A 21,449-nucleotide genomic window follows, 5' to 3' on the forward strand; every position below is an offset into this window, starting at 1 on the left:
CCCGAACGAACTGCGCCGCCCGACTGACCCTTCGAGAAACGCGGTCTCTTTAAGAGATGAACAACTGTTTGCAGTCTACCATACCCCGATGCGGTTGCAAAGAAGAGGTCCAGAGAGCGTGTTGCCTGGGTTACCACACGTCGGCTGCAGCAACTCCTTGTGCGGCAGCCAATTCTGTGGTTTTGGGGCGGCATTCCAGCCCCAGAAAGTCGCGGTAACCTAAGTCGTACGCTTCCTTCAACACACGATTGTAATGGATCTCGCCTGTCCCCGGTTCATTGCGACCGGGGGTGTCGGCCAACTGCAGATATCCGATCTGCCCTGCTTTCATCCCTTCCCGCAAATGCCCACACAAGTCCCCTTCGGTGATTTGCATGTGGTACAGGTCCCAATTGATCTTCACGTGCGGCGATCCGACTTCGTTGCAGATATGAATCGACGGCGGGCTGCCATACAGGCAATGCCCTTTGTGATCGACGCGGATGTTCATCGCTTCCAGAATCAGCATGATGTCGTTGGCTTCGGCGATGGGAGCAGCCAATTTCAGACCGGTGATGATATTCTCGTGCATCTCCTTTTGCGTCATGCCGGGTTGGTCGTTGCCGCCGACGACAGTCATCTTTTTGCAATTGAGCTTTTTCGCCGCTGCGCATCCTTCCTCAATTTTCTTGACGAAGTTTGCATGGTTTTTAGGGTCGTTCAGTCCGGGGCTAAATCCCCAGGCGGTGAACTGAGCGCACTCAATGCCCAATTCTTGGCTTAGCGCAGCCATCGCGTCAATGTCTTGCCGCTCCCAGGGCCAGAATTCATAAGCGGGATAACCGAACGCGGCCGCTTGTTTGATCCGTTCCAGGAAGGGGAGCTTCTTCCACCACATTTCGATGTTGACTGCGAATTTTGTGTGTGGCGTGCGACCCAATTGGCTGAGCTCTTCAGCAGAGACCTCTTCAGTTGCATCGGCCGACTGGGCGGTCACAAACCCCGCAGCTGCGGCGGTTCCCAAAAAGGCGCGGCGATCAATCATGGGCATGATGACTGCTTTCCAACAGGACAGAATGGCGGATCGTGGTTATTTCCTCAAATTTCCACGCTAACGCACGACTGAACGAGGGTCAACTGACAAAAGAATGTCGTTGACCCGCCGCTTAGGCAGCGATACATTAAATAAGCGATAAACATCAGCTTTGCTGGATTCTCTGGGGTGGGAGGCTTCCATGCTACGAATTCTCGGGAGCCGCACACAACTTTGCGATGGCCTGCCCCGTCGCGAGTTGATGCGCGTCGGTGGGCTTTCTCTGTTCGGCGGCATGACGTTGCCTCGCTTATTAGCCGCCGCACGTCCCTCCCCCGCCGCTCCGATCGGTGGTACTGCGAAGTCGGTGATCTTGCTGAACTTGCTGGGCGGTCCGAGCCAGATGGACATGTTCGACATGAAACCGCTCGCGCCGGTGGAAGTCCGCGGTGAGTTTCAGCCCATCGACACCTCATTGCCCGGATTACAAATCTGCGAGCATTTGCCCAACACCGCGCGGTACATGCATCAGGCGACCATCGTGCGGACGGTCACTCACACCTACAACGCACACAATCCGTTGGCTATGATGACCGGATTCACCGGCGGGGCCAACAATCAACTGGCCCCGGAACCCACCGATCCGCCCGATATCGGCGCCATCTGCCAGTACCTGAATATGGGGCCCCGGGAAATGCCGGGGGCTGTTTGCTTGCCTTGTTTTCCCGGTTTCGGCGAACGGACCATGTACCCCGGTATCCGCCGTCCGGGACCTTACGGCGGATTTTTAGGACATCGCTACGATCCGCTGTTTGGAGAATGCGATCCGAAATTTGATCGCGAACCGAGCGTGAATTATTACGATCCAGTCCGCCCGATGGGAGCGCCGACGCTGCCGGCATTGGACGTCTTACCGGAGATGAACGTCGATCGACTCGACCGTCGTTTGTCGATGCTGCAAAAACTAGACAGCGCGTTCGCGCAAGCGGAATCGTCGCCGGCGATTGCTCGCATGGATGAAGTCCAACAACGCGCGCTGGCCATGCTCTCCACCAGCAAAGTCCGCGATGCCTTTGATCTCGACCGCGAGCCAGACTCCTTGCGCGATCAATATGGTCGAAACATGATGGGCTCCAGCCTGCTGGTTTCACGGCGATTGGTCGAAGCGGGGGTGCCGTTTATCAGCGTGCACGCCGAGATTTTCGGCCGCTATGGGCATTCGTATGACATGCACCAAAACAATTTCGGCATGCTCAAAGAAGAAAACCTGCCGGTACTCGACATGGTCTACCCGGCACTAATCGAAGACCTCGAACAACGTGGCTTGCTGGATTCGACCCTGGTTGTGGTCATGGGAGAAATGGGACGTTCTCCGCGGGTGAATGCCAAAGCGGGTCGCGACCATTGGCCGCAGTGCGGATTCAGCCTGCTCACCGGGGGCGGAGTCCGTCGCGGTACGATCTTCGGGACCACTGACAAACAAGCGGCCTATCCGACTAGCCACCCCGTTTCACCGGGAGATATCGTTGCCACAATCTACCATTTGCTGGGCATCGACCCGCATATGATGGTTCCCGACCGCACGAACCGGCCGATTGCGATCGCCCACGGCGGCAATGTGATCACCGATATTGTAGCGTAAATCGGCCATTCCCAGTCATTGCCAAAGCCGTTGTGCGGTGCCGTTTTATGGCGAAAACTCGCTCGCTTGAACCGAACTGGTAAAGCTGGTAATACAGATGCCTGACCGCCCCATTCTGTCGTGCGCGGTCGTTGCGCTGAAAGCCGTTTGGCTGGATTTTGCGCGAATTTTCTCTTCTTTATGTGACTAGGCTTCAGACAATGCCCATTGCAACACCGGAACAGTATGGCCGTATGCTCGACGCCGCCCAAGCGGGCGATTATGCGTATCCCGCGATCAACGTCACCTCGTTGACGACAATCAACGCCGCTTTGAAGGCGTTTGCCGATAACAAGTCGGACGGCATCATTCAGGTCTCCACCGGTGGCGGACAATTTGCCTCGGGTTTAAGCGTCAACGACGCCGCCAAAGGCGCAATCGTGCTCGCCGAAGCGGCGCATCGCCTGGCTGCGGAATACGACATCTTCGTCGGCCTGCATACCGATCACTGTCAACCGGGCAAAGTCGACGGATTCTTGCGTCCGCTCATTGCCGAAACAGCCCGCCGCCGCGAAGCCGGCTTGCCCAACCTGTTCCAATCGCACATGTTGGACGCTTCGGAATTGCCGCTCAAAGAGAATCTGGAACTTTCACTCGAATTGCTCAAGCTGTGTGCGGGCAACGAGATCATTCTCGAGGTCGAAGCGGGTGTCGTCGGTGGTGAAGAAGACGGCGTGGATCACTCTGATCAACCGGCCGAAAAGTTGTACACAACGACCGAAGACATGCTGGAAGTCTACGAAACCCTCAACGGGCACGGACGTTTTCTGTTCGCCGCCACATTTGGCAACGTACACGGCAGCTACAAACCGGGTGCGGTTAAATTGCGTCCGGATATTTTGAAGCTAGGCCAAGACGCGGTGATTGCTAAGCATGGTAAAGAAGCCGAATTCGATCTCGTGTTCCATGGTGGCTCTGGCACGCCGTTGGAAGAGATCCGCGAAACGTTGGCCTACGGCGTCGTGAAGATGAACATCGACACCGACACGCAATATGCCTTCACGCGTCCGATCGTCGATCACATCATGACGAACTACGCCGGCGTGCTGAAAATCGACGGTGAGATCGGCGTCAAAAAGGCTTACGATCCGCGGAGCTACCTGAAAAAAGGGGAAGCTGGCGTCGCCGAACGTCTCGGCCAAGCCTGCGAAGAACTCCGCTCCACCGGCAAGACCATCGCCTAGTCTCCAATAACGAAATCGCCCCCCGGGATGCTCATGCTAGCGTCCCGGGGCGGCGGTTTGCGCTAGGAAACAGAATTCGCACCTTTCGGCCATCTCACAACTGGTCATTCAAGTGCCCTGTTGTGCAATGTCGATAAGACCTGCATGCGATATGTCCTAATCACACTGCTGTTGCTGAGCTGCCCGGCGTGTACCGCCGCGCGAGCCAAGGCGTTGTTGCCCGACTGGAAGGGGACGACCACCAATGTCGTGGAAGCGCGACAGGTCTGGCACGAATCGACCGGGCACACGCTCAACGCGCCGACCAGCGCCACATACTAGTCGGCTGTCAGTCCAACATCGTCAGCGCGTGTTCGCGGTTCTTCAGCGGGAACTCGACCGGGCCTTTTTGGCGGTGCGATTCAAAGACCGCATGAATCATCTCCGTCGCGCCGGCGGCATTGTAGATGTTGCCCAGCGGCAGACGGTCTTCTTCGATCGCTACGATCAAATCCTTAACGGCTGCGACGTTGCCCGAATGCAAGTTGCCGCCGTCGAGACTTTCCGGTTTGCCCGGTCCATTGGAAGTGATCGGCACCCACTGCGCGCCGGTACGTCCCGGCGACCAAGACGAGTCGGGCAAATAATAGCCCGGCACCAGATATCCGGTGAATAGCTCCGCGATCCCTTTGGAGCCAAATATCTGCAGCCCAAACCGTCGCGGATTGCCCGCCTGATTGCGATACGACGAGAAATAGCCGTTCACATTTTTATCAAAAACGTACGTCGCCGACAGGCCATCACCGGCCAACGGGCCGAGTCCTTCGCCGCCGGGGTGGACGTCCGCTTTGGTCAACGGTTGTCCCTTGTTCGTCATCCGCGCATTGCAAGAACGGGCATCACCGGCCAGTGCGCGCATCAAGTCCAGCACGTGCGTCCCTAACACCCATAGGTCCTCCGCTCCACCGCGGCGATCCTCCTTACCCCGCGCACGAATTTCCAGCAGCGTACCGAGTTTGTCTTCGGCAATCATTTTTTGAATGGCTGTTAGCACAGGCGAGTATCGACTTTGGTGAGCGATCGCCAGTTTCACGTGGGTTGCCTCAACGGCTTTCATCATTTCATCCGCTTCGGCCATCGTACGACAAAATGGTTTTTCCATATACATATGGGCGCCGACCTCGGTACAGGCGAGCACCATTTCGTGATGCCGGTCGATCCACCGCGGTCCTATGGCGACAATATCCGGCTGCTCCTGTTTGAGCATCTGTGCGTAATTGTCATATCCCTTAGCCGCCCCGGTCTTTTTTAAAGCAGCGGCCAGTCCCTCGGCGTTGTCATCCGCGACGGCAACGACTTCGGTTTGGGGAATCTCATGCCACACCGTATCCAGCCCATGCCCATAATTGCCCCGCCCGGTACTGCCAATGATCGCCACGCGGTATTGATCGGCCATGAATTTCAGTTCCCTGTTTTTGCATTGATTCGTAGTGCAGCATTGTCGGGCAGACCCCGTCTGCCGTGCATCATTCGTGTGATACCACCATTGTGCGTTGAACGAATCTGATTTCGCAAGCACAATCCCCGTTTTGCCTCGACGACCGGCCGCGGATATGATTGATGGGTGAACTCCCGGAGATGTGTATGCAGAAGTCAACCGACGCAGAATTGGATGCTTACGTTGCACGCCTAGACCGCAGGCGGTGGTGGTTAATTATTTTAGCGGTGTTGGCCGTACTTGGCATTTTGTTCGGCCTTCTTTCCGCGGCCGGTATTTTTACCCGAGTCCATTGGATTGGTTCCCACGAACTTGACGTGCACGTCCTTGTGCTCGATGCAAGGACGCAAATGCCCATACCGAAGGCCATGGTCACTCTTTTCGATGGGCCATCACATCCATTGGAAATACGCCCAGAAAACCTGAGTAAAATACATTTTGGTCCCGATGCAGATCATGCGAATCCTCTACAGGGGGAGACGGACCAGCAGGGGCGCGTCGTGCTGACGCGGCGATTCATGGCCCACGGCACATACAGCCGGTACTCCGAAGTCGGATCCGTGCTCACGTCAAAAGTCTGGGCCGAAGTTTCCGCACCCGGCTACGGAACCGTGATCATCCCGGTCGGTGGACAAGACGGAAAGCCGCGCGAAATTCAGAACAAAGGCCCTGTTTATTTGACGGTAATGCTCTCTCGGTAGTACCGAACGGTGCTCATCTCATCGTTTCTCGAGACCGGCCGATTTAGAACTCGGGTGGTTTGCTGCGGCGCGTATGTTACATTAAGAATCCGCTGCAAAACACGAAAGAAGGTTAGTGGTTTGCGTACCGATCCCTGTCCGCCCACTCCTCGAACGTCTCCTAGCACGGTGGCTGACTATGCACTCGATGTCGCAACCTTCTCGAATTCTACTGTTCACATGCGTGGCCGTTCTCTGCATTTTTCCGGCAGCAACGGCCGTTGCGCAGGAGCGGTCAATTGCCGCGACGAATACCACACCCAATCTCAATGTGCTTTCCGCGGGGCAGTGGCAACAAATCGACACGGCTGTTGATCGCGGTCTGGAATTTATTGCCCGGAATCAACAAGCGGACGGTTCGTTCATGACTCTCAGGTCAGGGCAACCCGGCGTTTCCAGTTTGTGCATCATGGCGTTTCTCTCGCGCGGGCATGTTCCCGGCATGGGGCCCTATGGCGATCAGTTGGAACGCGCGATTGAATTTGTCCTTTCCACACAACATGCTTCCGGCGTTCTCTCGATCGAGCCTCGTGGCAGCGGAAGCAGGGGGCGGCCGAATTACAATCATGCCATCGCCGGGCTGATGCTAGGCGAGGTCTATGGCATGACCACCGGAGATCTCAGCAACCGCATCCGAGAATCAATTCCCCGCGCGCTTAAGTTTTCCCGCATGCGACAAACCCGCCGCAAACGCAATCCCCGCGATCACGGCGGTTGGCGATACATTGCTCCCTACGGCCCCAACGATTCTGACCTGACCGCCACGAGTTGGCAATTGATGTTTTACCGCTCCGCCAAGAACGCCGAATTCGACGTGCCGGCCGAATTCATCGATGATGCAATGGGGTACGTTCGCCGCTGTTATGTCCCGCAGAAGGGGGAATTCGTCTATGGACTAGCGCATGACGAAGAACACTACGCCAGTGGCGGCACTGTGGGCGGAGGCATTGTGGCCCTCTCTATGGGCGGTGAACACCATACCGAAATGGCGCAGGCCGGCGGACGCTGGATCTTGCAACACCCCTTCACGCACTACAATCGCCGTCAACAAAGCGACGACCGTTACCACTACAGCGCCTACTATTGCAGCCAAGCCATGTTTCAGCTCGGCGGAAAATACTGGGAGCGGTTTTACCCCGACTTGCAAAAAGTGCTGCTCACCAATCAACGGGCCGACGGTTCCTGGGACCGCGAAGCGATGCACGACGGCCAATTCGGCAACGTCTACACGACAGCCCTCACCATCCTGGCCCTCACACCCCCGTATCAGCTACTCCCGATTTATCAGCGCTGATGGTCTCTCCTGGGGCGCAGGGGCAAACAAACAAAACCGCCGCCTCGGAAATAGAGCAAGCCTTTCGCCGAGTGCCCTGCAGGACGCGTCGAAAGGCTCGTTTTCTAACATTGTCGGGACGACGTTGCGGAGCGACCTGGCTTTAGATAACGGTGCTCAACGTGGCTTTCATTTGACTGGTTGCGGCGCTGGCGGGGTCCAATTGCCCTCGATGATTTGCCAGCCGGGCAAGTAGCAACGAACGATGTAGTTCCACCCGTCATTGATTGGCAAGTAGTTCGTCGCCTTTGGGTCGCCGCCAAAGTGAATCGTGACCGTTCCGTCACTGTTGCGTTTGGCGGTGATGCTGTTGAACGAGTAGGCGTTGAGTTTGTTAGGAGTAAAGAAACCGTCCTTGTTTTAGAGCGTGACGGACCAAAAGGCCTCAACGGGCACGTCCTTGGGCATCGTCAGCGTGTAGGCGGTCTTGCCGTCGTTCTTCTCCGGCACGACGTTGAAGTACATCGCTCCGCGCTGCGGGTTGCCACCCCAGCCGTACGCGGCACCGATTAGGTGCTGCGTCGGGTCGACTTCACCTCGGGGACCGAAGGCCTTCGGCACGCCATCGAGCTTCGACACCAGACCATTAAGCGCCTTGCGGGTCGCCACGAGTGACGTCTCGTCCCAATCCGGCAATTCCAGCTTGCCCGGCGACGCCTGCTTGATCTGGATCGCGTCTTGCATTGCGTGGGCCTTCTTCATGTCCTCCCGGCTGTTCGGATCGCAAAACGTGCGGAACAAAACCATCACATACCGCGTGCCGACAGTGTCGATCGTCAGCTTCACCTCGCCCGCGCCGTTCTTGAGCACCGGGTTGTATTCGTCCTGATCGATCACTAACAGCGACTGGAACCGGTCCGTTGATTCCGGTTTGATGACCGTCACCGGGCTGGTCAGGTCATAAACGCCGAACGAGTACAGCGTGTCCCGGTTGCCACGGATCGTCGTCTGGTTCTCGACCGAGTACACCTCGCGAAAGTTCATGAACTTGCCCACGCCCCCGGCCTTGTCAGCATAGCCCTTAAACTGCATGTCGCTCTCAGCACGAACATAGTTCAGGACATTGACTGGTTCGCCGGCATACGCCGCAGTCGACGTGAGGCAGAAAAACAATGCGAAGGTGATTCGTGCAGAGATCATCGGAAACTCCTACAAGTAGTTTCAAAACTCTCTGACGCGTCTCACTGACACTGATCTGAACGTTTCGAGAACAAGCGCAACCGGGTTTTGAAACTGGTTCTAGACAAACAGTTTCAAGGTGGCGAAAGCCGCGTCGGTGGTCCACAAAAGCGTCCCCATCTACGCCTTGCTTGACGCGACGGTGAGCATGTCGCGGCCAAGTTATATTGTTTGCGACGCACAAGAACAATTAATTGTTGGCGGCAGATATAAGTAGTAATTGGACGGCCAAACCGATGAGAGCAGCGTTCAAACAAATGGCCGGATTGAAAGAATAGTCGGGACGACAGGATTCGAACCTGCGACCCCCGGCTCCCAAAGCAACTATCTTAGACGCGAATAGCCTGAAATTCCTCGGTGTTTATAGGCATTCTAGCCACCAAAACGCCTTTTGCAAACACTATCACTGAAGTGCATTGTTTCCCATGTTTTCGCGGTACTTTAAGAATCGGCCGGTGGCGAATCCGGTAGACTACCGGTAGTCCTGCCTCGCGCGTGCGTGCGAGGGAGAAGAAAGAATTCGGAATCCTCTCTCGCCCCAGAAGGACATCCCCCAGGCCGCGTTTGCCCCGTCGTCTCACCGTTTGGGGGATATGGCGATACACAGCGGTTGGCATCTGCGTCGCATCATGCCACCTTCAACGACATCGGGTATCCAATCTGATCGAATGCCGCTTCAAATGCGCCGACCACCACCGGGATTCCGCTGGCCGTGGTAAATATCGCGCCATGCAACGTCAGCACGAATACTTCGGGATGCCGGGCAATCAGGTCGGCCGCGACGGTCTCAATGACGAGCTTCGACTCTTCCTGCTGTAGCCGACGAATCAGGTTTTCGTGCTCCCAACCGTCCCGGTTTATTTCGCGAATAAATTGGTATACCGAAGGGAACAACCGTCGGAATGCATCCTCGACATCGGACGGATATTCAGCCCCGTGTCGATTGGCCTTCCGCTTCGCTACGACATCGGCCAGAAACCGCTTCTTCAGGTCGTTGCGGGTGAAATTGGGACATGCCCCAATTCTCAGTTCGGTCAGCAGAAAATCGTAGAATTCACCCGTCTGGACCAGCTCGCAGTATCGATCAACATCCCCGCCGTGGGACGATGGAGCCCGCTTGTCCTGCTTCTGTTGCCTGTTCCTTCCTGCGCCCTGATTGGGCTTTGTCCTCTGTCTTGGACCTTAACTCTCTCCCGATGAGTGCTGGTTGACAACAGCGAATATCGACGTGCTGTAGCGGTTCTGACCGGAGGCGAAGCGCCGGCCGAATCTCCAGTTTCATGGAAGTGATGTTGTTGCTCAGTCGTCCGAATCGACCGACGTTGACATGAAAATCCCGATCTTCGATATCGCGGACCAGCACGCCTTGGCTATCCCACGGATTCGACCGTTGGGGCAAAGACGCGATGATGTCACGGACCTGATTCCCGTCGATCGTCAAAAGTTGCTGATGCCGCTCCAGGGCGAAGTGCTCGGGCTTCATTCTTGATTGCCGCTCGTGTTCTGCTTCCTCGTGAAACGATCGCAGTCGATCAATCAACCGGAAATCTTCCGCCGCGATGCGGACGTGCTTGTCGTCGCGGAATCTCTCTGCCAACCGATACCCGAACGACTGCTTCCCTACCTGATAAGGAACTCGCTCAACAGCTCCACGTTCCAGCAATGCATCCACCACATGGTTGTAGCGGTGCTTGTGCATGATGTTCCGTAAGTACTTGGCCATTAGGCGGACGTTCCCAAATTGATCAACTTGACCGCGAGCTGTCTTGGTGAGAATCAGCGACATGAAATAGCGAGCGTCATCAGCCTGGTGAATCAAATTCGGTGTCCGCAGGAATTCACGCGGGTGAAACGATTCAGGCAAGCAGAATTGGAAAAGTCCGTTCATTCGTCGGACTCCCAATTCATTTGCTGGAGTGCAACGTGTACGGTGTTCCTCACGCCGTCCAGGAATGCCGCGTCTTTTTCTTCCTCTGCAACCTCGTGGTTGTAGGCGTCTATGTCGATGACCAATTCAATCGCCGTGGTGAGAATCGTCTGCAAGTCGTCCGGATCGAGGGCTTCCAACTCGAAAACCGAATCGCCGTACTGATCAACGAACCGGTCATAATTGGTCGATGTGGCCTTGGCCGTCATCACAGGTGGCAATTCGTATTCTTGCACCTGCTGCGCGGTCAGCGCCACCTTAATCGGATGGATTTCCTCGATGCCGAAATCATCACGCTTCGACCGGGCGAAGCTTTGTGCAATCTCTTCACCGTCCGGATCGAAGTCGGAAACCATCAGGAGAATCAACTTGGCTTTGCCACTGCGTTGAAACCGCTTGGCCATCGCGTACCGGGGTGGCAAACTGCAATACCCGCGACCCGAGGTTAGCGGTATGGTGAAGTCTCCTGCCACGGGCTTAAGAATCGGTTTGATGGTGTTTTTCTCGGCCACAATCTCGATGTGATGGGGCTGCGATTGCATCAGATTCCGGTAGTAACCTTTGAGAAGATGATCGACTTGTTCCCGGATGAATCGACGGGGGTTAGCGTACACCTTCCACGTGGTGACCGGCCGCGTGGGATCATGGATTGCACGCCAGTCGATGTGACCAGCCAACCGCGCCCTGGTGAGCAATTCGACCAATGCCTTGTACGACTTTCCCGAGTTGTCGTATACCGAATTGGATTTGCTGGCGTGTTTCAGCGGTGGATCGTTCAGCAGGCCGTAGTGAATCGCGCGGTCCGACAACGGCCAGAACTTCCTCCCATCGTTAATGACTTTGAAAATCGCATCCAGCATCGGCTGCTTGGCCTTGCTGATCTTCGCCCGCTGTTTGCGACCAACGATTTCGAAAGCATCGGCATCGACACCGGATTGCTGTGTTCGATACTCCGAAAGCGCCCGGTGGGATTCTTCAGGATTCGCGTTAATCAGCTCTTCGCGCAGTTTGACGGCCAAGCTCTTATCACGTTGGCGGTTGAATTCGCGGAGCAACAGAACGAATTGGTCGATGTCATCCTCGCGCCGAATTGGATCAACCCGACAAGGCACGGTCAGCAACCCTAGCCGCTTAGCCGCGGTGTAGCGACGATGGCCGGAAAGGATGAAGCCGTCCAAGCTGATCACCAGGGGCTCGCGAACTCCGAATTCCCGAATAGATTCGGCCATCGCGATAATCTCTGGATCATCGCGATTGATGACGCCGTAGATATCGTCGTTTTCAGGCGACGGACGAATTTCCAAAAGCGGACGTTCTGAAATTGGGTCATGTCCCAATTCCGCACTCCGCTGCCGCCTTCTAGCCGTAGACTTGGGCGATGTGATACTATCCATTGTGCTTCACACAGCCAGTTTGGCCCCGGTCGGACTCGACCCGACATCCCCGCCTTTGACAAAAGCGCGCTCTATTCAATTGAGCTACTGGGCCGCACTGGCTTGCTTTGTGCTCCGTAGCTCAGATGTTGGTGTCAAAATCACGCTCGGCTGCTGTGATTTCCCGCTCCCGCCGTCGCAGTGTCCGAACGGGCGGAGTGTCGCCATCGGCCGCGGCGGTGGTGGCCGCAAAGAATCGCTCGATCGCCTCATCGGTGGTGTAGCGAATGCCGCCACGGAGAAACGTTTCGAGTCGGACGCCACGAACACCTTTCATCCGCCAGCGGTGAATCGTGGAAACGTGGACTGCACCACCAGGAAGCGTCTGGGCGGCTTTGGCAAGAGTGATGGGAGTTTCGTTCGCAAGGTCGATGCTCATTTCAGTACCTCAGATCAGTGAGATTTAACTACTGATGCAACGGTACGATGAGCTCTGCGGGAACAGTCAAGCGATGAGACTAGGGAATAGAATGGGGAACACTAGGGAACAAGAATAGGGAACACCGGGGACAATTTCATTTTTGGCTGGCCAGTTCCTTCAACTTTTTCTGCCCTCGTGTGATATAGGTCTTCACTTTGTCGCGCACCTTCGTATTGCGTTCTTTGCCGAGTGATGGTAGCCACTTCGCTTCTTGCCATCGATCACGTGTCTTCGCGGGAGTATCAGACCAATGCGCCATGATGATGTTTCGTTTCTGTTCCGGTGAAAGCGTTTCGGCAACGTCCATGCGAATTCCGTGGGCCTCCAAGGCGTTCTGCAATTCCCTTTCGAAGTCCGAAGAAGCCATTGGCTGAGTACTTTTCACACTCCCGTTTTGCCTATCCTCGTTTGCGTTCTCTTCCGCGGCTTCAAGCTCGTCAGCCTCCACCTTACTTTATGGCCATTGGTAAATCTTTGAGCCAACTCTCGACAACCGGCTGGTCGAAGTCGTCCAATTGCCGAGCTTTCTGAAACAGCGAAAAGTAAACAAGCGCCGCCCGCTTTTCGTCTTGCTCTGCGCCTGCCTGCCAGGCATCGGGGTCGCTGCCGTCTTCAGACAGGCCCTACGGTGCAACCTTTTCGCTTCCCCGCGAATGAGCGTCGTAAACGGCCGCTAAGACCGTGATCTTCTCAACGTCCGTCAGCGCTCGCCTCGGGACTGGCAGAAGTTCCTCGTTACGTGGATCCTTGGCCGGGTGCAGTTCGCGAGGAACCCAGCAGCATAGGTCGAAGTCATATCGATATTCGCCCTTGTCGTCGTTCGGAAATCCCCGCTTCTTCACTTTCTCAAAGAGTAGAAGGATAGCTCTGTGACATTTGGGCCAGAACGCTTGGATTCTCTTGTTGTACTTCGCCTCTTCCGCGTGGAAGCTGTCAACCGCATTCTTGTTTGCTTCGTCCCAGTCTTTATGCAGTTTGGGGTCCCGTAAACACTGCGGAGGTTTCGGACGCTCCGGCTGCTTTGGCGGCAATTTGACCTTCGAGGGTCACTTGACATAGCCGCCGAGAATATCCTGGTGAAAGTGCCAGTCGCCTCCCGGGCGTTCCGGGATTGCACCATCGCGGTATAAAACACCCTGCTCCTTCAGCACCTCGTGCCTTTCTTCCTCACGTCGTTCCCGCTCATCTTCAATCTTCAGCCGGTCGCATACCACCTGCCTGACGGCCTGCCGGAAGAACTCGATCCCCCGACTCCCGAATAATGTCCACGATCTGTCTGGCAACTTCTTGCCACCGATCGGCGTTGGGTGTGTTCGGCCCGATGCCGTAGAATTCCATGTGAAGCCTGCCTTTCTATCGTCGGGCCGAACCGGGCGGCGTGTGCCGAAAGGCAGGAAGACATACCTCCGCCGGGTCCGCTTGGACCGCTGATTTGCAACTCGACGAACCGCCCGATGAAGTACCAGTATACGGGTTCTGCGTCACTGTGCCCAAAATGGAGACGGCTGCGACTCTGTACGGCACCTGGCTGCGTTCGATCCTGTACTCTCCCCTCTTATTCATTCGCGCCGGCTGTCGTGCATACCGCAGAGAACACATTCAAGACCTACCAATTTTCTGAGCCCGATTCGCCTTTAAACGGTCCCACCACTTCGTGAGTGACCCAGCCGCCGTAAATTGTTCCTGGCTGTGGCTTAACGCGAGTTCCGTCGACATAACACTCCAGAAGACTGGCATAAAAGGAAAAGTAACCAGCAATCTGTTCACAACCCTCGAACGGATCTTCGTAAGACCATGCTGCGTTTTGAAGCAGTCTTTGGTCCGGCAGAGCAACAGACCAATACCGCGCTAAGCCCTTCCATTCACAGATTGAATCGCCAGACGCTTCTGCCAAATAGTCGACGCGCACGTCTAGTGGCGGCAAATAATACGTGGGAGGACTGGCCGTTTCCAAGACGCGGAGTGCGCGATTGGTTCGTGCGATCTCAATGCCGTTTCGACTGACGACCACTTCTCGGGAGTCGCTTTCAATGCGCGGGGGACGGGGATAATCCCAGACCGATTCTTGACCTGCCTCGGGCGGTACTGCAAACGGAGGCCGGGTCTGACCATGATATGTCCAATTCTCACGTGCTGGTCGAATCCATGACGGAATCTTAGCCATCAGACATGCTCCCTGTTATAGTAATGACACCTTCGATGAGTCGCGCAGGCTCGAACTCACTCAATTGGTGAGTTTGGCAATTCAAATTGGATCAAACGAAACTCCGAGAGTGTAGAACGCATGTTTACGTGGTGTTCTATGGAATCAACAAGGCGGGGTCGTCCATCTCGCAGACGACACGAAAGCCGTGCGCCGGCCCCTTGAGTTGTGTAGGGATCCGGTCTCGAAAGGAACAGCTTGCAGCAGGAAATGCCCAGCCTCCGCCGCGAAGCACGTGATGATCTTCGTCGGGAAATTGTGGTCCTTGAGGATCCGTTTCTGGCGAGACCGCGTAGTAATTCGGATCATGCCAGTCTTCACACCACTCCAACACGTTGCCGTGCATATCATATAGACCGAACCCATTGGGCGGAAAGGATCCCCGAGCCAACGGACGGTTATAAGATTCATTCATGTTCGCCATACCGGGACGAAAAATCTCACCAAAATGATATCGTGTCGTCTTGCCAGCGCGGCACGCGTATTCCCATTCCGCTTCAGTTGGCAGTCGGTAAGATCGCCCCGCTGCAACCTCGGCAGGAAGAGCGCTCAGTCGTTCACAAAACTCAACCGCATCGTACCAGGACACCATTTCCACCGGTAAGTTGTCAGGGTCTGTCCACCAGTGCAAATGAGTCTCGCCTCGTTCCCCCGGTTGAAACCGGCTGGGATTCCGCTCCATAATTTGCCGATACTCCGCCTGCGAGACTTCAAATTGCCCCAGCAAGAATACTCGCGAAATTGCTATAAGGTGTTGAGGATGCTCATCGTCGTCTGCTTTTGTGTCCCCAGGAAGTGCACCCATTAAGAAGTCCCCCGGCGGGATGATCCGGAATCTCATTCCAATGCTATTGGTCAAGTCTGCTGAAGGCAGCCCGTTCATCACCGCACCGACCAGAAAAATCGAGTCAAGTAGGAATAGGCTCACGAAGATTCCACAGACCAGCCGCCTGTGAATGATTCGCGTTTTGCACCTTTTGGGACTCTCACTCGTTGAAAGTTTTGCTGTTTTTATTGATGGATCAGTCAAGCCTGTAGTCCTAGACAACTGGGTATCTTTTGATGAAGTATTGCTGCAGCCGAATGGAATGGCATACCCCAGAAGTGTTACAAAGCCAATTCCACCAATTGGTGCGATCATACCTGCCTAATTTTTTTCGATTCAAACGCAGGCCGTGCAACTAGTGGGGGTGACCGGAAGGCTTCCGTCGTTGAATCACCGGAATTAGGGTGAATCAATTCGGAAATGTATTCTCAGTTAGCAAAATGGTCGCAGCCAGAAATGCTGTTCGAAAAACAAATCCCGTTCTTGCATGAATTTAGACGCAGTGAAACTGCTTGAATCATTGCGGTGAGTCCGCTCGACGCAAACCATATATGAACCTCGATCTGCTAAGAGAGAGCCTGGACTATCTATTCGACTCCTAGGTTTTCCATGTCGTTCCGCATAGTTTTCTTCACACCACGTGCAATATGACTCCGGTATTTGCCTCACGAGACGTTGGCAATTTGTTGGTTTTGTGAATCAGCGTTCACGATTGCGCTTCGCGCTGATAGCACGACACCCTCGGCATCGACTGCCTTCATGGCGGTTGCCGTCAGGTGCCCCATTTTTCGGCCATGTCGGTAATTTCGTTTCCCATAAAGATGCAGATACAGGTTTTGGTGGAGAAATACCTCACACCATTTCAAAGAATCTTTGCCGAAATGTTGTCCAAGCATGTTCGCCATCGCAGCTGGACGAGTCTGCTCCATGGATCCTAACGGCAAGCCGCAGATTGCTCTCACCTGTTGCTCAAATTGAGAAGTGATAGCAGCTTCGATCGTCATGTGTCCGGAGTTATGAGGGCGAGGCGCGATTTCGTTAACCAGTAGGCGGCCCCGGTTGTCGACGAAAAACTCGACACAAATCACGCCGCAGACATCGAGGCTTTCCAATAATTCCCGCGTCACGTTAATCGTTTCTGACTTGATCACCGGATCTATGTGTTCGACCGGAGCGATGGAAACGTCCAAAACATGATCGCAGTGTCGATTTAACACCGGGCCAAAACACGCAATTTCACCGTCGATTGACCTCGCACCAATTACTGAGAGTTCGTAATCCAATTCGATGTGTTCCTCGATGACTGCAGGGGCACTGCCCAAATCGGCGAACGCACTAACGGCGGCCTCACGATCATTCACGACAGCTTGACCCTTTCCATCATATCCAAATTCAGCCGATTTTAAGACTGCGCGGCGAACCATCGGATTTTGATCAAAAAAACCTACGGCTTCTGTTCCCTCACGAACCGGCGAATACTGAGCAACCGGAAAACCCTCCGCATGCAGCATCGTCTTTTCCGCAATACGGTTTTGCGTCAAAGCAACAACCTCCGGACTCGGACGAACGGGAACGGTTCTTGCAATTGATTCGATCAAACTTAGTGGAATGTTCTCGAACTCAAAGGTCACGACATCAACACGACTCGCAAAAGTACGGAGCGCATCCTCATCGTCGAAACTAGCAGTGATCTCTAAATTGGCGACCTGTCCTGCTGGCGTCTCGCTCCCCGGGGAAAATACATGCACACGATAGCCCATGCGTTGTGCAGCCAACGTGAACATACGCCCTAACTGACCGCCGCCCAATACTCCGATCGTTTTTCCAGGAAGAATCATTCGGACTATTCCTTTTTCATCTCTTCATCGAGGTTGACATCATCCATAACACGGCGTTGCATCGATTTCCGCAAAGTTTGTATTCGCTTTGCCAATTCCGGGTCGAGCGTTGCTAGGATCCGCGCCGCGAGTAAACCGGCGTTAGCTGCTCCAGCTTCGCCAATGGCCAATGTGCCAACTGGGACGCCTCTCGGCATTTGGGCGATTGATAGCAATGAATCAATGCCGTTCAACGTGCGACTCTGCATCGGAACGCCGAGAACTGGCAAATCGGTCAGCGACGCAACCATCCCAGGCAGATGTGCCGCCCCACCCGCACCGGCAATGATGACTTTTAACCCGCGATCCTGCGCGGATTTCGCATACTCCACCATCCAATCCGGAGTTCGGTGAGCGGATACCACACGGCATTCGTGAGGAACCGTAAGATTATTCAGCACTTCGGAAGCACATCGCATACTCGTCCAATCGGAGCGACTACCCATTATTATGCCGACCTGTGGCTGTGCGGAGTTTTCGTCAAGCATGTTTTCTACCTCGCAATCCTTGGAATATTGATCTTTACCTATGGTTGCCGGGGCCACCCGCGGCATCACGAGGAAAATTCTCACTCGGTTGACTTTGAATTGTGATTTAGGTTCCCCCGAAATTATTTCGCCACGACCAACTGCGTCGACTCTTGATCATTTACGTGGTCCTCCTTGGAAGAAACATATGTGCTGCTATTCATGCCAATGGAAGCGACTTCCCCTGATTATCTTCCTCATCGCGCGATAGCAGAATAAAACGCTGCGTTACGAAACGTTTGCTCTGCACCGGTTTGCCTCCTTCATGTTTAGCGTCCCAAACCGCAGGATTTTTTGAGGTGTGATGTTTCAAGGATCTTTAATTCTGTTTCCAAATGGGAGCAAAGACTCCGTCTCGAAAATCATGAAGCAGAAACACACCGCTGTTTTTCACATAGAAGATCGCTTGCAATCGAAAGTCATCATTGCACATTTGCTCGCCCAGCTCGTGGCAGTCAACGAGTTGCGAGATCTGATCTGCAAAATGCTGCCTAGATTTCCTGTTTGCGAGCCCTGTTTTGCAAGCACCTGACAGAAGTCGGTTGTAATTTGGCAAAGAGGTTTCGCGTCCGAAATTTTGCGACTCTTTTCGCAAAAGCTCCGGCGATAGGATCTCAAGCCCTGATGAATGCCCGGCAATAAGAATATCATTAATTTGTGAGTCGATCGCACACGCGATGACTTCCTTCAAGTTGCCTTCCCACTCTGCTTGACGGATCGGTAAAACGGCAATCAAACCGTCCGGCATGGCATCGACAATCGCTTTGATCATGGCGTAGTCGTCGTGCGCAATAATCAAAGTGTCGACTGGCTTGGACTCACCTGCAATCAAATCTCGTAGAACTTTGATATACCTACTATGGGAAAATGCTACCGTGTCTAACTGGCTCATGATACAAGCTCCTAGATTCTGTGAAGATGTGGCGGCAGAACTGCGGACTAAACTATATTCAGGCCTGTTGCCTCGAAGGGGAAGGGTTTCGACTTACATTGTTATCTGTAGTTCGTGCAAATCGGTTTCGACTTTTTGCCACTTTTGGTTTGTCGTGTGCCGATAGAATTCACCGTGTTCAATTACGATTAAGTTCAGCCATCCATTAATTAGCAAATCCTCAACGACTTGATTGCTTTGGATCACCTCCGCAACAGCATTGCGCGGGGCTGCGATCACACTCAACAGTCGTAGCGGCTCATGATGTAACTCATCGCCATCGTGGAGGGATTGCCACGGTAGACCGGTGGTGAGGTCACCGCCATTCCCTGAAAAAACGCCAAACTGTCCTACGACATTGTGAATAGTTTTTGACCCACTACCGAAGTGTTGATTGTCGACGCTGGAGGCGAAGTACTGCATATTGATCCAATGAGCAACGACCATTGGGGCTGTCATGATCTGTTCCAGAATGCCAAATCCTGGATCATCTCGAAAATCGTAACTGTGCAGAAACGCCCTCCCTTCCAGATTTGCGCCTTGGGTCACACTCCGAGGAGTCGCAATGAACGCAGCGTTGCCGGCTAATCCCCATTCAGGTCGGACTTCCGACCAATCCTCCGTGCGTTTCAGAACATCATGAATGTTTGCTGCTTTAAGATTGGGCATGCGTTCCAACTGACACTTTGCTGTCGCGTCCGATGTGTGCGCAGCAAGTTCCTGTAGATCGATTTGGCGTGTTTCGAGAAGCAGATCTGTATCGAAATAGCTAACGCTATCACTCGTCGTGTCATGTTGTGCGGCAAGGAAACAGGTGTCATCGGGCACGGCAATGCCACGTTCCTTCAGTCCGGTACGGACATGCGGCTGATTTAACAACGCAGCAGCGAAACGCGCATTCGGTTCTCCCGAATGACCGCAGCACGCGCCGCATTCCAGACCTGCTTGCAAGGGGTTGTTCTGTGTCGTGCTACCGTGGCCACAGAAAACGACCAGTTTGGCGAAATTGTGTGTCAGTCCGATACCACGGAGAATCGATTCAGCAAGTTCAATTTGCTTGGCCGCTGGTAGTCCTTGCTGGTTCAGGTTTGAGAGGTCGGGCCCGAGCTTCGCCTTGTCCCTTGACCTGACACCATCAAATCTCGAGTTTTTGCCCTTTGCCCCGGCAGATTTCCTTAGCAGTTGCCACGCATAAAAAAGGCCCGAAGTTTCCACAAAACCAAAACAGCTCGCCGCCGAAGTTTGAAATTGCTTCCAACTTTTTCTAATGAGGCGTCTGAACCGTTTACGGTCTGCGGCAGCCGTCGTCTCGTGTTTGTTGGTGTCGCGTAAGTGTTCATGAATGACCAGATTTGGAGACAATAATGCAGGCACTTGAGGCGTTTGTGTCGTATCTCCCAGGGCCTCATAAGCCATCGGGACACCAAAGAATCCTGCGAATCCGAACGTCTGCACGGCCTTTGAGCTTTGCTCCAGGTGACGACGATACCGTTCTGATCGGACGTCAATACAGAAGACCATTTGAGCAAGGCACTGTGGATCTGATAAGGTCCGCGCTGCCTCGTCATAATTCGATGTCAATGATTGAGATGACAATGCACCAACGAGTTTACGCTGATAGGCAATCTCGCTCGCGCGCAATAAAGCAAACCGGATGATGACCTCCTGATCGGCTGTGGTCTGAGCCGACGTATTGGGAGACGAGGCGATTCCGTAGTAGGAACTCCAGTCGATTTGAATATCGGTTGCCTCAGCCACGGCCACATCATATGCGAGTCGAATTGCCATTAGGTCGGTAAAGTCGTGGGTATCTCGACCACATTTCTTCGCCGCCTCGATCTTGTATTTCGTCCACGCACTCCAGCCGGGAATAGTTTGGGCTTGGCAGTGTAGGAACGGTTCCCATAGATCTTGAGGTACGCTCAACTTCTGAAGCAAGATTGCGATAGCCGCTTCTGGCAGATGGGGAAGTGCGCCCACGAATTTGCGGAAACCTGCCGCGCCTAGGAGACTGAAACGCAGGTCCTGTTGAGCAGCCTCATGCCACGCTTGGAATAACGGCAATTTCTTCCATGGACTCATCCAGGTGGCTTGTCCCTCGTCATAATGGGCGGCACAGTGTTTGCTGATCTCTTCTAGGATCATGCTTGGCCAGTCCTGCGTTCCATACCTTCCCGCAATTTCCGCCACTGATCGAAAGCGGCGTTCTGGATTGAGCGTCACATCCGATTCGGAGTCATCTTGCACTGTTTTAAGTTGTTGTAGCACCTCCTCCACCAAGATATGTGGCAGATCAAATCCCTCGTTAATCTGAGCTACGGCAGCTTCGATTTCGGGAACATTTAGCTCTCCGTTCTGAAACTTTGTTTGGTAGTAGCTCAGTGACATCAGCGTTTCGCAGTTGGAAATTGTTCGCAGTATTTTGCGGGCTTTCAGAAAGGGTTGATCCGCTAACCCAAGAAAGGGATTGACCGCCACGTAGTCCTTGAGGGGCCAAACCGGGGCTATTTTGGCGGAAACATTTTGTATGGCATGTTTGAGATGTCGAGCACCCGTGTTCGATTCAATCCAAGTGTCCCGTGCTTGAGGTTCCAAGCCTGTTGCCGCAAATTTCAAAGAAGCATCTTGCGGACGCTCAGATGTTGATTCTATTTCGAAATCGAGTGCCGGAGTCGTTGCGTGCTGAATCATGGACATT

General features: G+C 54.2%; 18 protein-coding genes, 1 tRNA gene and 1 pseudogene. 5 read left to right on the plus strand and 15 right to left on the minus strand.

Features of this window, described 5'->3' with window-relative positions; genetic code table 11:
• Nucleotides 1–130 precede the first annotated feature (130 nt).
• Nucleotides 131–1,030 (minus strand): hydroxypyruvate isomerase family protein, encoded by a 900-nt coding sequence (locus tag CA54_RS12800; protein WP_146371130.1) that lies wholly within the window; start codon nucleotides 1,028–1,030, stop codon nucleotides 131–133.
• Nucleotides 1,031–1,214: 184 nt separating this feature from the next.
• Between CA54_RS12800 and CA54_RS12805 the strand changes: the two genes are divergently transcribed.
• The 3 genes from CA54_RS12805 (at nucleotide 1,215) to CA54_RS29325 (ending at nucleotide 4,198) form a co-directional block, all read left to right on the plus strand.
• The gene (locus tag CA54_RS12805; RefSeq protein WP_146371131.1) at nucleotides 1,215–2,654 is read left to right on the plus strand and encodes a DUF1501 domain-containing protein; all 1,440 of its coding nucleotides are present in this window, start codon (nucleotides 1,215–1,217) and stop codon (nucleotides 2,652–2,654) included.
• Between the two features lie 200 nt (nucleotides 2,655–2,854).
• Nucleotides 2,855–3,877: a class II fructose-bisphosphate aldolase gene (gene fbaA / locus CA54_RS12810; protein ID WP_146371132.1), complete on the plus strand. Its 1,023-nt coding sequence runs from the start codon at nucleotides 2,855–2,857 to the stop codon at nucleotides 3,875–3,877.
• A gap of 144 nt (nucleotides 3,878–4,021) precedes the next feature.
• Nucleotides 4,022–4,198 (plus strand): hypothetical protein, encoded by a 177-nt coding sequence (locus CA54_RS29325; protein WP_197532421.1) that lies wholly within the window; start codon nucleotides 4,022–4,024, stop codon nucleotides 4,196–4,198.
• 7 nt (nucleotides 4,199–4,205) lie between these two features.
• Here CA54_RS29325 and CA54_RS12815 read toward each other — a convergent pair whose 3' ends face one another.
• A complete protein-coding gene (locus tag CA54_RS12815) occupies nucleotides 4,206–5,312 on the minus strand; it encodes a Gfo/Idh/MocA family protein (RefSeq protein ID WP_146371133.1) in 1,107 nt (368 codons plus the stop codon).
• Between the two features lie 164 nt (nucleotides 5,313–5,476).
• On the opposite strand from CA54_RS12815, the gene CA54_RS12820 reads away from it, so the two are divergent.
• Nucleotides 5,477–6,055 carry a hypothetical protein gene (locus CA54_RS12820; protein WP_146371134.1) on the plus strand — a complete coding sequence of 193 codons (579 nt, stop codon included), beginning with the start codon at nucleotides 5,477–5,479 and terminating at the stop codon, nucleotides 6,053–6,055.
• A gap of 187 nt (nucleotides 6,056–6,242) precedes the next feature.
• On the plus strand, nucleotides 6,243–7,388 hold the full coding sequence (locus CA54_RS12825; RefSeq protein WP_146371135.1) for a hypothetical protein: 1,146 nt from the start codon (nucleotides 6,243–6,245) through the stop codon (nucleotides 7,386–7,388).
• Nucleotides 7,389–7,556: 168 nt separating this feature from the next.
• Here CA54_RS12825 and CA54_RS12830 read toward each other — a convergent pair.
• The 13 genes and pseudogenes from CA54_RS12830 to CA54_RS12890 form a co-directional block, all read right to left on the minus strand.
• A pseudogene (locus CA54_RS12830) lies at nucleotides 7,557–8,567 on the minus strand (DUF1214 domain-containing protein).
• A 666-nt stretch (nucleotides 8,568–9,233) separates the two neighbouring features.
• Nucleotides 9,234–9,500, minus strand: coding sequence for a hypothetical protein (locus tag CA54_RS12835; RefSeq protein WP_146371136.1), 267 nt, complete (start codon nucleotides 9,498–9,500; stop codon nucleotides 9,234–9,236).
• A gap of 190 nt (nucleotides 9,501–9,690) precedes the next feature.
• Nucleotides 9,691–10,494 (minus strand): hypothetical protein, encoded by an 804-nt coding sequence (locus CA54_RS12840; RefSeq protein ID WP_146371137.1) that lies wholly within the window; start codon nucleotides 10,492–10,494, stop codon nucleotides 9,691–9,693.
• Nucleotides 10,491–11,870 carry a ParB/RepB/Spo0J family partition protein gene (locus tag CA54_RS12845; RefSeq protein ID WP_197532423.1) on the minus strand — a complete coding sequence of 460 codons (1,380 nt, stop codon included), beginning with the start codon at nucleotides 11,868–11,870 and terminating at the stop codon, nucleotides 10,491–10,493. Before CA54_RS12845 ends, CA54_RS12840 begins: the two co-directional genes overlap by 4 nt.
• Before the next feature lie 77 nt (nucleotides 11,871–11,947).
• Nucleotides 11,948–12,021 (minus strand) — tRNA-Asp (locus CA54_RS12850).
• Between the two features lie 27 nt (nucleotides 12,022–12,048).
• Entirely contained in the window at nucleotides 12,049–12,345 is a 297-nt protein-coding gene (locus tag CA54_RS12855; protein ID WP_146371139.1) for a DUF1580 domain-containing protein, read from the minus strand.
• Between the two features lie 136 nt (nucleotides 12,346–12,481).
• Entirely contained in the window at nucleotides 12,482–12,694 is a 213-nt protein-coding gene (locus tag CA54_RS12860; protein ID WP_146371140.1) for a hypothetical protein, read from the minus strand.
• Between the two features lie 1,299 nt (nucleotides 12,695–13,993).
• Entirely contained in the window at nucleotides 13,994–14,551 is a 558-nt protein-coding gene (locus tag CA54_RS12865) for a DUF427 domain-containing protein (protein ID WP_146371141.1), read from the minus strand.
• A 136-nt stretch (nucleotides 14,552–14,687) separates the two neighbouring features.
• Entirely contained in the window at nucleotides 14,688–15,731 is a 1,044-nt protein-coding gene (locus tag CA54_RS12870; RefSeq protein WP_146371142.1) for a formylglycine-generating enzyme family protein, read from the minus strand.
• Between the two features lie 350 nt (nucleotides 15,732–16,081).
• The gene (locus tag CA54_RS12875; protein ID WP_197532425.1) at nucleotides 16,082–17,254 is read right to left on the minus strand and encodes a 5-(carboxyamino)imidazole ribonucleotide synthase; all 1,173 of its coding nucleotides are present in this window, start codon (nucleotides 17,252–17,254) and stop codon (nucleotides 16,082–16,084) included.
• Between the two features lie 5 nt (nucleotides 17,255–17,259).
• A complete protein-coding gene (purE, locus tag CA54_RS12880; protein ID WP_146371144.1) occupies nucleotides 17,260–17,781 on the minus strand; it encodes a 5-(carboxyamino)imidazole ribonucleotide mutase in 522 nt (173 codons plus the stop codon).
• Nucleotides 17,782–18,139: 358 nt separating this feature from the next.
• Nucleotides 18,140–18,712, minus strand: a complete 573-nt coding sequence (locus tag CA54_RS12885; RefSeq protein WP_146371145.1) for a hypothetical protein — start codon at nucleotides 18,710–18,712, stop codon at nucleotides 18,140–18,142.
• A gap of 93 nt (nucleotides 18,713–18,805) precedes the next feature.
• On the minus strand, nucleotides 18,806–21,448 hold the full coding sequence (locus tag CA54_RS12890) for a YbcC family protein (protein WP_146371146.1): 2,643 nt from the start codon (nucleotides 21,446–21,448) through the stop codon (nucleotides 18,806–18,808).
• Nucleotide 21,449: the final 1 nt, after the last annotated feature.

This window comes from Symmachiella macrocystis (genome assembly GCF_007860075.1).
Taxonomy (GTDB): Bacteria; Planctomycetota; Planctomycetia; order Planctomycetales; family Planctomycetaceae; genus Symmachiella; species Symmachiella macrocystis.

Bases quoted from the DNA above. Each gene is read 5' to 3' on its own strand.
- CA54_RS12800 (WP_146371130.1), bottom strand. From the start codon at position 1,030: ATGCCCATGATTGATCGCCGCGCCTTTTTGGGAACCGCCGCAGCTGCG.
- CA54_RS12805 (WP_146371131.1), top strand. From the start codon at position 1,215: ATGCTACGAATTCTCGGGAGCCGCACACAACTTTGCGATGGCCTGCCC.
- fbaA (WP_146371132.1), top strand. From the start codon at position 2,855: ATGCCCATTGCAACACCGGAACAGTATGGCCGTATGCTCGACGCCGCC.
- CA54_RS29325 (WP_197532421.1), top strand. From the start codon at position 4,022: ATGCGATATGTCCTAATCACACTGCTGTTGCTGAGCTGCCCGGCGTGT.
- CA54_RS12815 (WP_146371133.1), bottom strand. From the start codon at position 5,312: ATGGCCGATCAATACCGCGTGGCGATCATTGGCAGTACCGGGCGGGGC.
- CA54_RS12820 (WP_146371134.1), top strand. From the start codon at position 5,477: ATGGGTGAACTCCCGGAGATGTGTATGCAGAAGTCAACCGACGCAGAA.
- CA54_RS12825 (WP_146371135.1), top strand. From the start codon at position 6,243: ATGTCGCAACCTTCTCGAATTCTACTGTTCACATGCGTGGCCGTTCTC.
- CA54_RS12840 (WP_146371137.1), bottom strand. From the start codon at position 10,494: ATGAACGGACTTTTCCAATTCTGCTTGCCTGAATCGTTTCACCCGCGT.
- CA54_RS12855 (WP_146371139.1), bottom strand. From the start codon at position 12,345: ATGAGCATCGACCTTGCGAACGAAACTCCCATCACTCTTGCCAAAGCC.
- CA54_RS12860 (WP_146371140.1), bottom strand. From the start codon at position 12,694: ATGGACGTTGCCGAAACGCTTTCACCGGAACAGAAACGAAACATCATC.
- CA54_RS12865 (WP_146371141.1), bottom strand. From the start codon at position 14,551: ATGGCTAAGATTCCGTCATGGATTCGACCAGCACGTGAGAATTGGACA.
- CA54_RS12870 (WP_146371142.1), bottom strand. From the start codon at position 15,731: ATGATCGCACCAATTGGTGGAATTGGCTTTGTAACACTTCTGGGGTAT.
- CA54_RS12875 (WP_197532425.1), bottom strand. From the start codon at position 17,254: ATGATTCTTCCTGGAAAAACGATCGGAGTATTGGGCGGCGGTCAGTTA.
- purE (WP_146371144.1), bottom strand. From the start codon at position 17,781: ATGCTTGACGAAAACTCCGCACAGCCACAGGTCGGCATAATAATGGGT.
- CA54_RS12885 (WP_146371145.1), bottom strand. From the start codon at position 18,712: ATGAGCCAGTTAGACACGGTAGCATTTTCCCATAGTAGGTATATCAAA.
- CA54_RS12890 (WP_146371146.1), bottom strand. From the start codon at position 21,448: ATGTCCATGATTCAGCACGCAACGACTCCGGCACTCGATTTCGAAATA.